The sequence below is a fragment of the Exiguobacterium sp. 17-1 genome (assembly GCF_023096305.1).
GTDB lineage: Bacteria > Bacillota > Bacilli > Exiguobacteriales > Exiguobacteriaceae > Exiguobacterium_A > Exiguobacterium_A sibiricum_A.
The window spans coordinates 1-13,038 of sequence record NZ_JALIGJ010000008.1 but is presented as its reverse complement, the minus strand read 5'-3'; the positions used below and the strand labels follow the sequence as shown (position 1 = coordinate 13,038).

13 protein-coding genes are annotated in these 13,038 nt (G+C 48.3%); all 13 read left to right on the top strand.

Annotated features, from left to right (window positions below; genetic code table 11):
* The first annotated feature begins 95 nt into the window (after nucleotides 1–95).
* The 13 genes from ftsH (at nucleotide 96) to lysS (ending at nucleotide 12,631) form a co-directional block, all read left to right on the top strand.
* Nucleotides 96–2,102: an ATP-dependent zinc metalloprotease FtsH gene (ftsH, locus tag MUN34_RS15445; RefSeq protein WP_247858238.1), complete on the top strand. Its 2,007-nt coding sequence runs from the start codon at nucleotides 96–98 to the stop codon at nucleotides 2,100–2,102.
* A 215-nt stretch (nucleotides 2,103–2,317) separates the two neighbouring features.
* Nucleotides 2,318–3,079 carry a type III pantothenate kinase gene (locus MUN34_RS15440; protein WP_026826988.1) on the top strand — a complete coding sequence of 254 codons (762 nt, stop codon included), beginning with the start codon at nucleotides 2,318–2,320 and terminating at the stop codon, nucleotides 3,077–3,079.
* Nucleotides 3,080–3,090: 11 nt separating this feature from the next.
* Nucleotides 3,091–4,017: an Hsp33 family molecular chaperone HslO gene (gene hslO / locus MUN34_RS15435; RefSeq protein ID WP_026826987.1), complete on the top strand. Its 927-nt coding sequence runs from the start codon at nucleotides 3,091–3,093 to the stop codon at nucleotides 4,015–4,017.
* Nucleotides 4,018–4,029: 12 nt separating this feature from the next.
* Nucleotides 4,030–4,341 carry a SurA N-terminal domain-containing protein gene (locus MUN34_RS15430; RefSeq protein ID WP_247858237.1) on the top strand — a complete coding sequence of 104 codons (312 nt, stop codon included), beginning with the start codon at nucleotides 4,030–4,032 and terminating at the stop codon, nucleotides 4,339–4,341.
* A 79-nt stretch (nucleotides 4,342–4,420) separates the two neighbouring features.
* Entirely contained in the window at nucleotides 4,421–5,368 is a 948-nt protein-coding gene (gene cysK / locus MUN34_RS15425) for a cysteine synthase A (protein WP_247858236.1), read from the top strand.
* 148 nt (nucleotides 5,369–5,516) lie between these two features.
* The gene (locus MUN34_RS15420) at nucleotides 5,517–6,905 is read left to right on the top strand and encodes an anthranilate synthase component I family protein (RefSeq protein ID WP_247858234.1); all 1,389 of its coding nucleotides are present in this window, start codon (nucleotides 5,517–5,519) and stop codon (nucleotides 6,903–6,905) included.
* Nucleotides 6,902–7,483, top strand: coding sequence for an anthranilate synthase component II (locus MUN34_RS15415; RefSeq protein ID WP_247858233.1), 582 nt, complete (start codon nucleotides 6,902–6,904; stop codon nucleotides 7,481–7,483). Before MUN34_RS15420 ends, MUN34_RS15415 begins: the two co-directional genes overlap by 4 nt.
* Nucleotides 7,467–8,306, top strand: a complete 840-nt coding sequence (locus tag MUN34_RS15410) for an aminotransferase class IV (protein ID WP_247858232.1) — start codon at nucleotides 7,467–7,469, stop codon at nucleotides 8,304–8,306. Before MUN34_RS15415 ends, MUN34_RS15410 begins: the two co-directional genes overlap by 17 nt.
* Nucleotides 8,303–9,094 (top strand): dihydropteroate synthase, encoded by a 792-nt coding sequence (gene folP / locus MUN34_RS15405; RefSeq protein ID WP_247858231.1) that lies wholly within the window; start codon nucleotides 8,303–8,305, stop codon nucleotides 9,092–9,094. Before MUN34_RS15410 ends, folP begins: the two co-directional genes overlap by 4 nt.
* Nucleotides 9,095–9,096: 2 nt before the next feature.
* Nucleotides 9,097–9,468 (top strand): dihydroneopterin aldolase, encoded by a 372-nt coding sequence (gene folB / locus MUN34_RS15400; RefSeq protein WP_026826980.1) that lies wholly within the window; start codon nucleotides 9,097–9,099, stop codon nucleotides 9,466–9,468.
* Nucleotides 9,465–10,001, top strand: coding sequence for a 2-amino-4-hydroxy-6-hydroxymethyldihydropteridine diphosphokinase (folK, locus tag MUN34_RS15395; RefSeq protein ID WP_247858230.1), 537 nt, complete (start codon nucleotides 9,465–9,467; stop codon nucleotides 9,999–10,001). Before folB ends, folK begins: the two co-directional genes overlap by 4 nt.
* The gene (gene dusB / locus MUN34_RS15390) at nucleotides 9,988–10,983 is read left to right on the top strand and encodes a tRNA dihydrouridine synthase DusB (RefSeq protein ID WP_247858228.1); all 996 of its coding nucleotides are present in this window, start codon (nucleotides 9,988–9,990) and stop codon (nucleotides 10,981–10,983) included. Before folK ends, dusB begins: the two co-directional genes overlap by 14 nt.
* Before the next feature lie 166 nt (nucleotides 10,984–11,149).
* Nucleotides 11,150–12,631, top strand: a complete 1,482-nt coding sequence (gene lysS / locus MUN34_RS15385) for a lysine--tRNA ligase (protein WP_147269823.1) — start codon at nucleotides 11,150–11,152, stop codon at nucleotides 12,629–12,631.
* Nucleotides 12,632–13,038: the final 407 nt, after the last annotated feature.

Sequence of the window (13,038 nt, the reverse complement as noted above, 5' to 3'; positions counted from 1 at the left end):
GATAAGATGAAACCAATTACAAAGCGCGCTTTGCCGCGTTAGGATTCGTATCGATTGAAGAAAGCCAATCAGTTGATGCGGAGAGGAGGCCTACGATGAACCGAGCAGTGAAGAATACCCTTGTGTTTGGGGTCATTTTTCTAGCTTTGATCTTGTTTCTGCAATACTTGCAGAGTCCAGTGAACAAAAGCAAAGAAATCAATTACACACAGTTTGTCGAGTCTGTTGAAAAAGGTGATGTGAAGACGGCGACGTTCCAGTACGAGGGACAGACGTACAATGTCACAGGTGAATTACGTGAAAAAGATACGACATATGAAACGGTCGTACCAGCTGTTGATACAGAACTGACGGATTTGTATACGCAATTGCGTAGTCAAAACGTCAAGATGGACTTCAAAGCAGCAGAAACAAACGGTGGTTGGATTGCACTGTTGACGACAATCGTGCCATTCATCATCATTTTCATCCTGTTCTTCTTCTTGATTAATCAAGCACAAGGTGGCGGCGGCGGCGGCCGTGTCATGAACTTCGGTAAATCGAAGGCGCGCCTGTATGATACAGAAAAGAAAAAGATTACGTTTGACGACGTTGCAGGAGCAGATGAGGAGAAACAAGAACTCGTCGAAGTCGTTGAATTCTTGAAAGATCCACGTAAGTTTGCACGTCTCGGCGCCCGTATTCCAAAAGGTGTCCTCCTTGTAGGTCCTCCAGGTACAGGTAAAACGTTGTTAGCACGTGCGGCAGCTGGCGAAGCCGGCGTCCCGTTCTTCTCGATTTCAGGTTCTGACTTCGTTGAGATGTTTGTTGGGGTCGGGGCATCCCGTGTCCGTGACTTATTTGAAAACGCGAAGAAAAACGCACCATGTATCATCTTTATCGATGAAATCGATGCCGTCGGTCGCCAACGTGGCGCCGGTCTCGGTGGTGGACATGATGAGCGCGAACAAACATTGAATCAACTTCTTGTTGAGATGGATGGATTCAGTGAAAATGAAGGAATCATCATGATCGCAGCAACTAACCGTGCGGACATCCTGGACCCAGCTTTACTCCGTCCGGGTCGTTTTGACCGTCAAATCACGGTTGAGCGTCCAGATGTCGTTGGACGTGAAGCGGTTCTTAAAGTACACGCACGCAACAAGCCACTCGATACAACAGTTGATTTGAAAGCCATCGCGCAACGTACACCAGGTTTCTCTGGTGCAGATCTTGAAAACCTGTTGAACGAAGCGGCACTTATCGCAGCTCGTACAGACCGTGATAAGATTTCAATCGTTGATTTGGAAGAAGCGATCGACCGCGTCATCGCAGGTCCTGCGAAGAAGAGTCGGATCATTTCACCGAAAGAGAAAAAAATCGTGGCATGGCACGAAGCAGGTCATACCATCATCGGTGTCACACTCGATGACGCGGATGAAGTGCATAAGGTAACGATCGTTCCTCGTGGTAATGCAGGCGGTTACGTCATCATGCTTCCAAAAGAAGATCGTTACTTCATGACAAAACCTGAACTTGAAGACAAAATCACCGGATTACTTGGTGGTCGTGTTGCGGAAGATGTCGTCTTTGGTGAAGCTTCCACTGGCGCAAGCAATGACTTCCAACGTGCGACAGGACTTGCCCGTAAGATGGTCATGGAGTTCGGGATGAGTGAAAAACTCGGACCGCTTCAGTTTGGTTCCGGTCAAGGTGGAAATGTCTTCTTAGGACGTGACTTCCAAAACGAACAGAACTATTCAGATGCGATTGCCCATGAAATCGATATGGAAATTCAAGCGATCATCAACCGTTGTTACCAAAAGGCGAAGACGATCTTGACGGAGAAACGCGATCAGCTTGATTTGATTGCGACGACGTTACTTGAAGTCGAAACACTGGATCAAAAACAAATTCACCATCTCTTAGAGACAGGCGAATATAAAAAACATGAGCCTGCGGCTATTACAGAACCAAAAGCAGACGAGAAAACGCCGGAATCGACGACACCTGTCATCGATCAACCGATAGAATCTCCGACGCAACGCGGCTCTGTCATCGACGAAGGACAAAATGTCGATACGGAAAAACCAGATCAACCACGTCGGGATGATCAAATCTGATTTTCTATCTTCCCGGTCTAATCGACCGGGGTGACGATAGGAATAAGACGGATGATTCGTTCGAGCAAGAGGTCAGCATTCCCAACCGGGGTGCTGACCTCTTTTTTTGGTGGAGGCGCCAATCCGCAGCACGCACTTCGATAGGTGATGCCTAAACTGCATGGTATAATCACAACGTATATATCAGTTATCGTCAGAGAAAAGTGGGGAATCAGATGATTTTAGTAATCGATGTAGGAAATACGAATATCGTACTTGGGGTATATGATGAACAAACACTTGTTCAACATTGGCGGATTGCGACGGACCGTACCCGGACGACCGATGAATATGGGATGTTGGTAAAAGCCCTGTTTCGTGATGCAGAGTTAAACGTGGAAGACATTGAGGGAATCGTGTTATCATCTGTCGTACCCCCTGTCGTGTTTCCGCTCGAAAACATGTGCGTCCGTTATTTCAACCGGCGCCCATTCGTAATCGGACCCGGAATCAAGACAGGACTTGACCTGAAAGTCGACAATCCAAGAGAAGTTGGAGCCGACCGGATCGTCAATGCCGTCGCAGCGACGGTCAAATATGATGGTCCTTTGATCATCGTTGATTTTGGAACGGCAACGACCTATTGTTATATCGACGCACAAAAACGCTACTACGGTGGAATCATTTCACCGGGTGTCATGGTGTCGACAGAAGCACTTTATAATAAGGCGGCTAAATTACCGCGGATTGAAATTGCCAAACCGCAATCAACGATTGGCCGCAATACGGTACATGCGATGCAGTCCGGAACATACTTCGGCTACGTCGCGCAAGTCGATGGACTCGTCCATCGGATGAAAGAAGAAATGGGAGAGGCAACTGTCATCGCGACAGGTGGACTCGCCCGACTAATCAGTGAGGAATCTGCAACGATTAAAATCGTCGATCCATTTTTGACGCTTGACGGGTTGCGGATTATCTACGAACGAAATAAGTGAGGGAAAAAATAATGAAACGTGAAGAATTATTGGCACAATTAAAAGAGGATTATTTGGTAAGAGCATTAGGGTTCAACGGGGAAGTCCGTGCCTTTGCGATCCGTTCAACCAAAACGGTATACGAAGCACAACTCCGTCATCAGACGACACCTGTCGTTACGGCAGCACTCGGCCGGACATTGACGATCGGCGCCATGATGGGAACGATGCAAAAAGGTGACACCCGCGTCACATTAAAAGTCGAAGGTGATGGTCCAATCGGAAAAATCATCGTCGATGCCGATGCAAAAGGACAAGTCCGGGGATATGTCAGCCACCCGCGTGTCGAGATGGATACGTACGTTAACAGTGACGGTTTGACGAAATTAAAAGTCGGCGATGCTGTTGGTCGCGGAAACATTTCCGTCATCAAAGATTTAGGTCTCCGTGATTTCGTCGGTGGCCAGTCTCCGATTCAGACAGGTGAAATCAGTGAAGACTTTACGTATTACTTCGCTGTGTCTGAACAAAGTCCGTCTGTCGTTGGAGCGGGTGTCCTCGTCTATCCAGAAGATGAGTCAGTCATCGCAGCGGGCGGCCTGATCGTTCAATTGATGCCAGGTGCATCGGAAGAGACGATTGCGGCACTGGAACAACGGGTCGCGGCGTTGAAACCAATCTCGATTCTAGTCGGTGAAGAAAAAACACCGGAAGAGATGCTCAGTCTGGTTCTCGGTGAATCATTCGAAGTGCTCGATACGATTCCGGTTGCTTTCAACTGTACGTGCGAGCGTGAAAAACTAGCCACAGCAATCGTCGCACTGGGACCTGATGAGATCCAGGCGATGATTGACGAAGATGGCGGCGCGGAAGCTGTCTGTCACTTCTGTTCGGAACATTACCAATACGATGTGGAAGAATTACAATCACTTCGCGAAAAATCACTCGAAAGAGCATAAGAGGGTCTGAAAATGGGAACTGTAAACTCTAAGTACTTGTGGATGTTGATTTTCATTTTGTTACTGACGAACTTTTTGACAGGGGCTTACGCGTTCATGGGTGAATTGCCGAAAGTCGATTCACCGAAAATTGTCCAAGACAGCATTGGCGGACCACTCGAAGAAGTCGTCGCCAAAGTCGGAGACGAGGAAATCACACGGGCTGATGTCTATCAGGTCATGAAAAAAGATCATGAACGGGAGACGATTGACCGTTTGATTGCGGAAGCAGTTGAAAAACAGTCGGAAAATGGATCGAAGCCGACCGTGGAGCGCTTTGATTGACAATTTTCATCCAGTCCATGGATAATTGATCTATCGGATTACTTGGAATTAAAGCTTTTCATTATGAGGAGGAATGGTCATGCGCATTGCGAATTCAGTATTAGATTTAGTCGGCCGCACGCCGATCGTTAAATTAAATCATTTAACAGGACCGGAAGATGCGGACGTGTACTTGAAATTGGAATATATGAATCCGGGGTCAAGCGTCAAAGACCGAATCGCCTTAGCGATGATCGAATCAGCAGAGTCAGCGGGTCACTTAAAAGCAGGCGATACTATCATTGAACCAACAAGTGGCAACACGGGAATTGGATTAGCGATGGTCGCTGCTGCCAAAGGATACCGTTCGATTCTCGTCATGCCGGAAACGATGAGCATGGAACGCCGAACTCTTCTTCGTGCGTACGGTGCGGAGTTGATTTTAACACCCGGTCCAGAAGGAATGAAGGGTGCGATTGCTCGAGCAACGGCAGAGGCAGAAGAACACGGCTATTTCATGCCACAACAGTTCAACAATGAATCGAACCCTGTTGTTCATGAAAAGACGACCGGACCGGAAATCGTCGAAGCGTTCGAAGGATTGACGCTCGATGCCTTCATCGCTGGAATCGGAACAGGCGGTACGATTACAGGAGCCGGGAAAGTTTTACGCAAGGCATTCCCGGGCATCGAAATCATTGCTGTTGAACCGACGGATTCTCCTGTTCTTTCAGGCGGAAAACCGGGACCTCATAAATTACAGGGAATCGGAGCCGGATTTGTTCCGTCGATTCTTGATACGCAGATTTATGACAGTGTCGAGCAGGTGACGACGGAAGAAGCGTTTGATCATGCCCGTCGTGCAGCGAAGTCGAACGGGGTACTTGGCGGAATTTCTTCCGGTGCTGCGATTGCGGCTGCCTTGAAAACAGCGAAGCGTCTAGGCAAAGGAAAAACGGTTCTCGCGATCATCCCGTCGAACGGAGAACGTTACCTCAGCACGCCACTGTATCAAGTGGAAGAAGAGGCGGACAGTTCAAAACTATAATCTTAACAGACTAAGAGGTCCATTCCGGTTGTTCGGAATGGACCTCTTTTTCCTCGTCGGAAAGAATAGGACTTGCGTTTGAGTCGTCCGTCTGACTGATTTTTTGCGTATAATGAAAACAGAATAGCTCGGAAGTGGAGGAACAAGCGTGCGACAGACAGTATACGAAGCATTTACATGGACGAAGGAACAATTTTATAACCGGTACGTCGAATTGACGGCAAACCAGACCGGACACGTCTGGCTTGAAAGCGGACGAATCGGAGCTTATACGATGGCGGGGATCCGACCGGTGGGACACATTCGGACAAAAAATGGTCTCACGACGGTAACGGTGTCCGGGGAACGAACAGAGACGACAGATGCTCCATTTACGATCTTGGAGGACATCCGTTCACGTTACGCTTCGGCTCGACCGACGGGAATGCCACCGTTTTTTGGAGGACTGGCGGGATACGTCAGTTATGATGCTGTCCGTTATTTAGAACGCCTGCCGCATCAGGCGGCGGACGACCTGGAGACGGCTGATCTTTCCCTCTATTGGTATGATGAGGTGGCCGTCTTTGATCATGAGAAAAGTCAATTATTTGTTGCCGTCACCCGTGAGACAGAAGCGGAAGCCCGTCTGGCATTAGTCGAAGAAGTCGCCTCGTGGCGGCAAATGAGTCCGGCACCGGTGTTTCAGGTTCCAGACGTCAAGCGACCTCAGCGGGACCGTTCCTTTAAACGGCGTGATTTCATTCACGCGGCTGATCGGATCAAGCAATATATCGAGGCGGGCGATGTCTTTCAGGTGAATCTCGCTGTCCGGCAGCAAGAACCGCTTCAGACGACACCAGCGCACATTTATGACGTGTTGCGAACTGTCAACCCATCTCCCTACATGGGCTATTTTGCAGATCAGGAGTTGGTTCTCGTGTCGGCGTCACCTGAGTTGCTCGTTGAAAAAATCGATTCAGCCTTAGCAACCCGTCCGATTGCAGGAACCCGTCCGCGCGGTAAAAGTGAGGAAGAGGATTTTGCCTTGGCGAAAACGTTGCTCGATAACGAAAAAGAACGGGCGGAGCACGTGATGCTTGTTGATCTCGAACGAAATGATTTAGGACGGGTCAGCCGCTATGGTTCAGTTCATGTCGATGAGTTGATGGTGATTGAGAAATATTCACACGTTCAGCATATCGTCTCGAACGTCCGTGGTGAGATTGCGGAAGGTGAGACCGGAAGCAGTGTCCTTGCCGCCATGTTCCCGGGAGGCACGATTACCGGTGCGCCTAAAATCCGGACGATGGAAATCATTGAAGAGCTTGAACCGGTCCGCCGGGGAATTTATACCGGCTCACTCGGTTTTATCAGCTGGGCGGATGATGCGATTTTCAACATCTTGATTCGGACGCTTGTCGCAAAAGACGGGATGGCGTATATTCAGGCGGGAGCCGGAATCGTGACAGATTCCGACTCGGAAAGCGAATATGAAGAATCACTCAGTAAGGCGAAGGCGCTTTGGGTCGCCAAAGAATTAGCGGAGGGAACGACATGATTGTATTGATCGATAATTATGATTCATTTACGTATAACTTAGTACAGTACTTTGGAGAGCTTGGACAAGAGATCCGTGTTTTTCGAAATGACGCAATTACGATTGAAGAAATTGAAGCACTCGCTCCGGATCATTTGGTTATTTCCCCAGGACCATGCACTCCGAACGAAGCCGGAATCAGTTTGGAAGCCATCCGCTACTTTGCCGGTCGTCTGCCGATCCTCGGTGTCTGCCTTGGGCATCAGGCAATCGGTCAAGTGTTTGGTGGAAAGGTGGTCCGGGCAAAGACATTGATGCACGGGAAAGTGTCTTTGCTTACCCATGACGGTTCCGGCATGTTTGCCGGAATTGAACAGGAGACACCGGTGACGCGCTATCATTCGCTTGTCGTCGAACGGGAAAGTTTCCCGGACGCCTTGACGATGACGGCAGAAGTAGATGGGGAAATCATGGCCCTTCGTCATAAGGAGTTGCCGATCGTCGGCGTCCAGTTCCATCCGGAAGCGATTTTGACACGTGACGGGAAACAGATGTTAAAAAACTTTTTGGAGTTGACACACTATGTATCTTTGGCATGATGGACAGATAAAACAAGAAGAAGACGTACGCATCTCGCCGCTCGATCATGGGTATTTGTACGGGATGGGGGTCTTCGAGACATTTCGGACGTACGCGGGTCATCCGTTTCTCTTTGATGATCACATCGAGCGTCTCCAGATGAGTTGCGCGGCAATCGGTATCAAATTACCTTACGTACGTGATGACTTATTGGCGGCTGTTGAAGCGTTGTGTCGTGTGCACGGAACGGGAGATCTGTACTTTCGCTTAAACGTCTCTGCCGGTGCCCGTGAAATCGGTCTTTCGATTGAACCGTATGAGCAGCCGACCGTTCTGTTGTATGCGAAATCGATCGGTTCCAGACAGATGGCGGAACGGGCGCTTGAAACCGTTCGTTTGCCCCGGAGTACACCGGAAACAAGTTATCGGTTGAAATCACATCACTATATGAACAATTTGGTCGCCAAACGTCAGTTGTTTAATCAAGAGGCAGAAGGTCTCTTTTTGACAAAAGACGGTTTCATCTGTGAAGGCATCACGTCCAATATCTTTTGGCGTTACGGAGAAAGATGGTATACGCCACCACTTGAGACAGGTGCCCTCAATGGTATCACCCGTCAATTCCTGATGGAAGAGTTGCCTGTCGAGGAACGACTGGCGTTGTTGCCGCAATTGACGGAAGCGGATGAAATCCTTTATACGAATTCGGTTCAAGAAGCGGTCGCGGTCTCTTCCTTGGATGGTCGAACATTCCCGGGTCTCGAAGGACACGGATATCAAGCAGTCCGGAGATTGTTTGATGATGCCGTCCAGTCGAAGTGGTCAAGGAGGGAAAAAGGATGACGAAAATCATGGGGATTCTCAACGTGACACCGGATTCCTTTTCTGATGGTGGAAACTATGTGGATGTCGAACAAGCAGTCCGGCATGCGAAACAACTCGTCGCGGATGGAGCGGACGCGATTGATGTCGGCGGTGAATCGACGAGACCGGGCGCTTCATTTGTCTCGGCTGAAGACGAAATCGACCGTGTTGTCCCGGTCATTCGACGCTTGAAACGTGAACTGGATATATTGGTGTCGATTGATACGTATAAACCGGAAGTCGCCGAAGCCGCTGTTCGTGCCGGGGCAGACATCATCAACGACGTTTGGGGATCGAAGTGGGGGGACGGCTCGATGGTCGAGGTGGCAGCCCGGCATGACGTCCCGATCATTTTAATGCACAACCGCTCAGAACCTCATGGACTAGATATGCTGGCTGAAGTACGGGCCGATTTGGAAGATTCGATTCGATTGGCGAAACAAGCCGGAGTGTCAGAAAACCACATCTGGTTGGATCCCGGGATCGGCTTCATGAAGACGCATCAAGAAAACCTATTTTTAATGCGTCATCTGTCGATTACGACGGACTTTGGTTATCCGGTCCTGCTTGGAACATCCCGGAAGTCAATGATTGGTCTGACGCTTGGCTTGCCAGCGGATCAGCGTGTCGAAGGGACGATTGCGACAGTCTGCTACGGTATTCAACAAGGGTGTGAATGGATGCGGGTGCATGATGTGCAGGCAGTTAAACGGGCAGCCGTCATGATGGATACGATGTTGGCTGCGGAATTACCGGGAGGAGAATGAAAATGGATCGGATACAGGTGACCGGTATGCGTTTTTACGGATACCATGGTGTGTTTGCAGAAGAAACGAAGTTGGGTCAACGCTTTAACGTTGATCTGACGATTGGTCTTGATTTATCGAGTGCCGGTAAGACGGATGATTTACGCGAAAGTGTCAATTATGCGGAGTTGTACGAAGTCACGAAGCAGGTCGTCGAGGGGAAGCCGTTGCAACTCGTCGAAGCGCTCGCAGACCGGATTGCAGAGCAGGTGCTGTTACTCGATTCCCGAATTCTTGAGACGACGATCAAGGTCATTAAACCGGATCCGCCGATTGCGGGACATTATGAACATGTTGCCGTTGAAATCCACCGGAAGCGGGGCGATTATGCATGAATCGTGCCTACGTCGCACTGGGATCGAATATCGGTGATAAAGCGGGACATTTGGCAGCTGCGATTGACGCTCTGCGTCATCTTCCGACGACACAGGCAATCCGTCCTTCATCCGTTTATGAGACGGCTCCTGTCGGCTATACTGATCAAGATCTGTTTTATAATATGGTGATTGAACTGGAGACAGATTTACCGGCGGAACAACTGTTGGACGTTCTCCAACAGATTGAACAGCAGGAAGGAAGAAAACGTCTGTTTAAAAATGGGCCGCGGACACTAGATCTCGATATCCTTTTATATAACAGTGAGATGATTCATATGAATGGACTGACAGTACCGCATCCACGTATGCAGGATCGGGCATTCGTATTGGCTCCGCTGGACGAACTCGTATCCTCTTATATTGTTCCCGGTTTAAATCGGACGGTTGCTGAACTCTATCAGGATTTACCGGAAACAGAACGAACAGATGTCAGACGGATTGAGTCGGGATCGATTGAAGGAAGAAGGGAAAAAAAGAATGACAGGATTTAAAATTGGAGAAGTCGAATTGAATAACCGTGTCATTTTAGCACCGATGGCGGGTGTCTGTAATCCTGCGTTTCGTTTGATCGCAAAAGAATTCGGGGCAGGTCTCGTTTGTGCAGAAATGGTCAGTGATAAAGGAATTCTTTATGAAAATGAACGAACGATGCAGATGTTATATGTGGATGATCGGGAAAAGCCGCTCAGTTTGCAGATTTACGGAGGATCGAAGGAAACGTTGGTCAAAGCGGCTCAATATGTCGATGCCAATACAAATGCGGACATCATTGATATCAATATGGGATGTCCTGTACCAAAAGTGACGAAGTGTGACGCGGGTGCCAAATGGTTGCTTGATCCGGATAAAGTCTACGAGATGGTTCATGCCGTATCGCAAGCGGTTGATAAACCTGTCACGGTCAAGATGCGGACGGGATGGGACAGCCATCATATTTATTGTGTCGACAACGTCCGGGCTGCGGAAGCCGGAGGAGCGAAAGCTGTCGCCATCCATGGTCGGACCCGTTCGCAGAAGTATGAAGGTGTCGCGGATTGGAAGATCATCGGTGAAGCGAAACGGGCCGTTAATATCCCAATCATCGGAAATGGTGATGTTCAAACCCCGCAAGATGCGAAACGGATGATTGACGAAATCGGGGTGGACGGTGTCATGATCGGGCGGGCGGCGCTTGGCAATCCGTGGATGTTGTATCAGACGATTCAATATCTGGAGTCGGGCACATTGTCGATCGAGCCGACGCCACGCGAGAAAATTGATATTTGTCTGCTGCATGCCGAACGTCTTGTCGCACTTAAAGGAGAGGCACTTGCGGTGCGGGAAATGAGAACCCATGTCGCGTGGTACTTAAAAGGATTAAGTGGGAATGGGCATGTTCGAAAAGCATTATTTGATACGGATACTCATGTTGGACTGCAAAAGTTGTTGCATGAGTATGTCGAAACATTGGAAATGAATGCAGTACATGTGTGACAGGTAAAGTATAGTCGGGATTACCCGTTTTATGGTACGCTAATGCCATTGAAGATGAGCGAATCGGTTTTGCTAAGAGCTGTCGGTCATACCGGCAGCTTTTTCATCGAAGAAGTAAAAACCGTCGTGAACCATTATAAAAGGAGTGAAGACAGTGAGTCAGGACATGGAAATGAACGATCAAATGCAGGTGCGCCTCGGTAAGATGAACGCAATGCGTGAACAAGGACTCGATCCGTTCGGTGCCCGTTTCGAACGCACGACAGATACGACGAGTATTCGTGCCGCTTACGGCGAACATGAAAAAGAAGAATTGGCAGAACTGAAGCCGGACGTCTCGATCGCGGGTCGCGTTATGACGACACGCCGTAAAGGGAAAGTCGGTTTTACAAACGTACAAGACGTGAATGGCCAAATTCAATTGTATGTACGTAAGGACGATGTTGGCGAAGAAGCGTATGAAATCTACAAAACGTGTGACTTAGGTGACATCGTTGGAATCAGTGGTTACGTGTTCAAAACGAATGTCGGTGAACTATCTGTTCACGTCACATCGTTTACGTTACTGACAAAAGCATTACGTCCGCTTCCGGATAAATATCACGGACTCAAAGACGTCGAACAACGGTACCGTCAGCGTTACCTCGATTTGATTACGAATACGGAATCGCGTGAGACATTCATCGCACGCAGTAAAGTCATTCGTGGGATTCGTCAGTATCTCGACAGCCTCGGATACTTGGAAGTCGAAACACCAATGTTGCATACGATTGCAGGTGGTGCATCAGCCCGTCCGTTCATTACGCATCACAATGCGCTTGATATGACACTATACATGCGGATTGCAATTGAGTTGCATCTTAAGCGTTTGATTGTCGGCGGACTCGAAAAAGTCTACGAAATCGGTCGCGTCTTCCGGAATGAAGGAATCTCGACACGCCATAACCCTGAATTTACGATGATTGAACTATATGAAGCTTACGCGGATTACAACGATATCATGAATCTGACGGAAAACTTGATTGCCCACGTCGCACAAGAAGTACTTGGTACAACACAAGTGACCTACGGTGAAGATGTAATCGACTTGTCTGTCGGTTGGAAACGTGCGCACATGGCGGATCTTGTCAAAGAAGCAACAGGTGTTGATTTCTTTGAAGAGATTTCGAAAGAGCGTGCACATGAACTGGCGCATGAACACGGTGTCGAAGTCCAAGCCCATATGACGACAGGACACATCCTTAATGAATTCTTCGAACAGAAAATTGAAGAGTCATTGGTTCAGCCGACATTCGTCTATGGCCATCCGGTTGAAATTTCACCGCTCGCGAAGAAAAATCCGGAAGATCCTCGTTTTACGGATCGATTCGAATTGTTCATCGTTCGTCGGGAACACGCCAATGCCTTTACGGAATTGAATGATCCAATCGATCAACGTGAACGTTTTGAAGCACAGCTTGTTGAAAAAGAAGCCGGGAACGATGAAGCGCATGAAATGGATAATGACTTCATCGAAGCCCTTGAATACGGTATGCCACCAACAGGAGGACTCGGTATCGGGATTGATCGCCTTGTCATGTTATTGACAAACGCGCCTTCAATTCGTGATGTCTTGCTCTTCCCGACAATGCGTCATCAACAAAACTAATGAACGTTGGACTCTCCGCTTCTTTATAGAAGGAAGTGGAGAGTTTTCTTCTTTATTAACAAGGAATGTTTTGAGAGGGAAGTGAGATTATTCTTAGTTAGAAACGGGAACAATAAATTTTTAAATGTTTTTCTAATAAAACACTTGTACAAATAAAAACTCCATGGTATATTACTTCTTGTGCCGCAAATGGTTGTGACACACCGAAAAAAAATCAAAAAAAGTTATTGACAATCGTGTTGGTAACTTGGTAAGATATTAAAGTCGCTGAAAACGACACGACGAACTTTGAAAACTGAACGATGAGGCAAAAAACGTATCTTCGGATACAAACAATGAATGAAGCGCAAGCTTCGTCAACGTGACTTCGGTCACACAACGAGCAAGTCAAACACTTTATGGAGAGT

Coding starts and splice junctions, on each gene's coding strand:
- lysS (WP_147269823.1), top strand. CDS start 11,150: ATGGAAATGAACGATCAAATGCAGGTGCGCCTCGGTAAGATGAACGCA.
- dusB (WP_247858228.1), top strand. CDS start 9,988: ATGACAGGATTTAAAATTGGAGAAGTCGAATTGAATAACCGTGTCATT.
- hslO (WP_026826987.1), top strand. CDS start 3,091: ATGAAACGTGAAGAATTATTGGCACAATTAAAAGAGGATTATTTGGTA.
- folP (WP_247858231.1), top strand. CDS start 8,303: ATGACGAAAATCATGGGGATTCTCAACGTGACACCGGATTCCTTTTCT.
- folB (WP_026826980.1), top strand. CDS start 9,097: ATGGATCGGATACAGGTGACCGGTATGCGTTTTTACGGATACCATGGT.
- cysK (WP_247858236.1), top strand. CDS start 4,421: ATGCGCATTGCGAATTCAGTATTAGATTTAGTCGGCCGCACGCCGATC.
- folK (WP_247858230.1), top strand. CDS start 9,465: ATGAATCGTGCCTACGTCGCACTGGGATCGAATATCGGTGATAAAGCG.
- MUN34_RS15430 (WP_247858237.1), top strand. CDS start 4,030: ATGGGAACTGTAAACTCTAAGTACTTGTGGATGTTGATTTTCATTTTG.
- MUN34_RS15440 (WP_026826988.1), top strand. CDS start 2,318: ATGATTTTAGTAATCGATGTAGGAAATACGAATATCGTACTTGGGGTA.
- MUN34_RS15415 (WP_247858233.1), top strand. CDS start 6,902: ATGATTGTATTGATCGATAATTATGATTCATTTACGTATAACTTAGTA.
- ftsH (WP_247858238.1), top strand. CDS start 96: ATGAACCGAGCAGTGAAGAATACCCTTGTGTTTGGGGTCATTTTTCTA.
- MUN34_RS15410 (WP_247858232.1), top strand. CDS start 7,467: ATGTATCTTTGGCATGATGGACAGATAAAACAAGAAGAAGACGTACGC.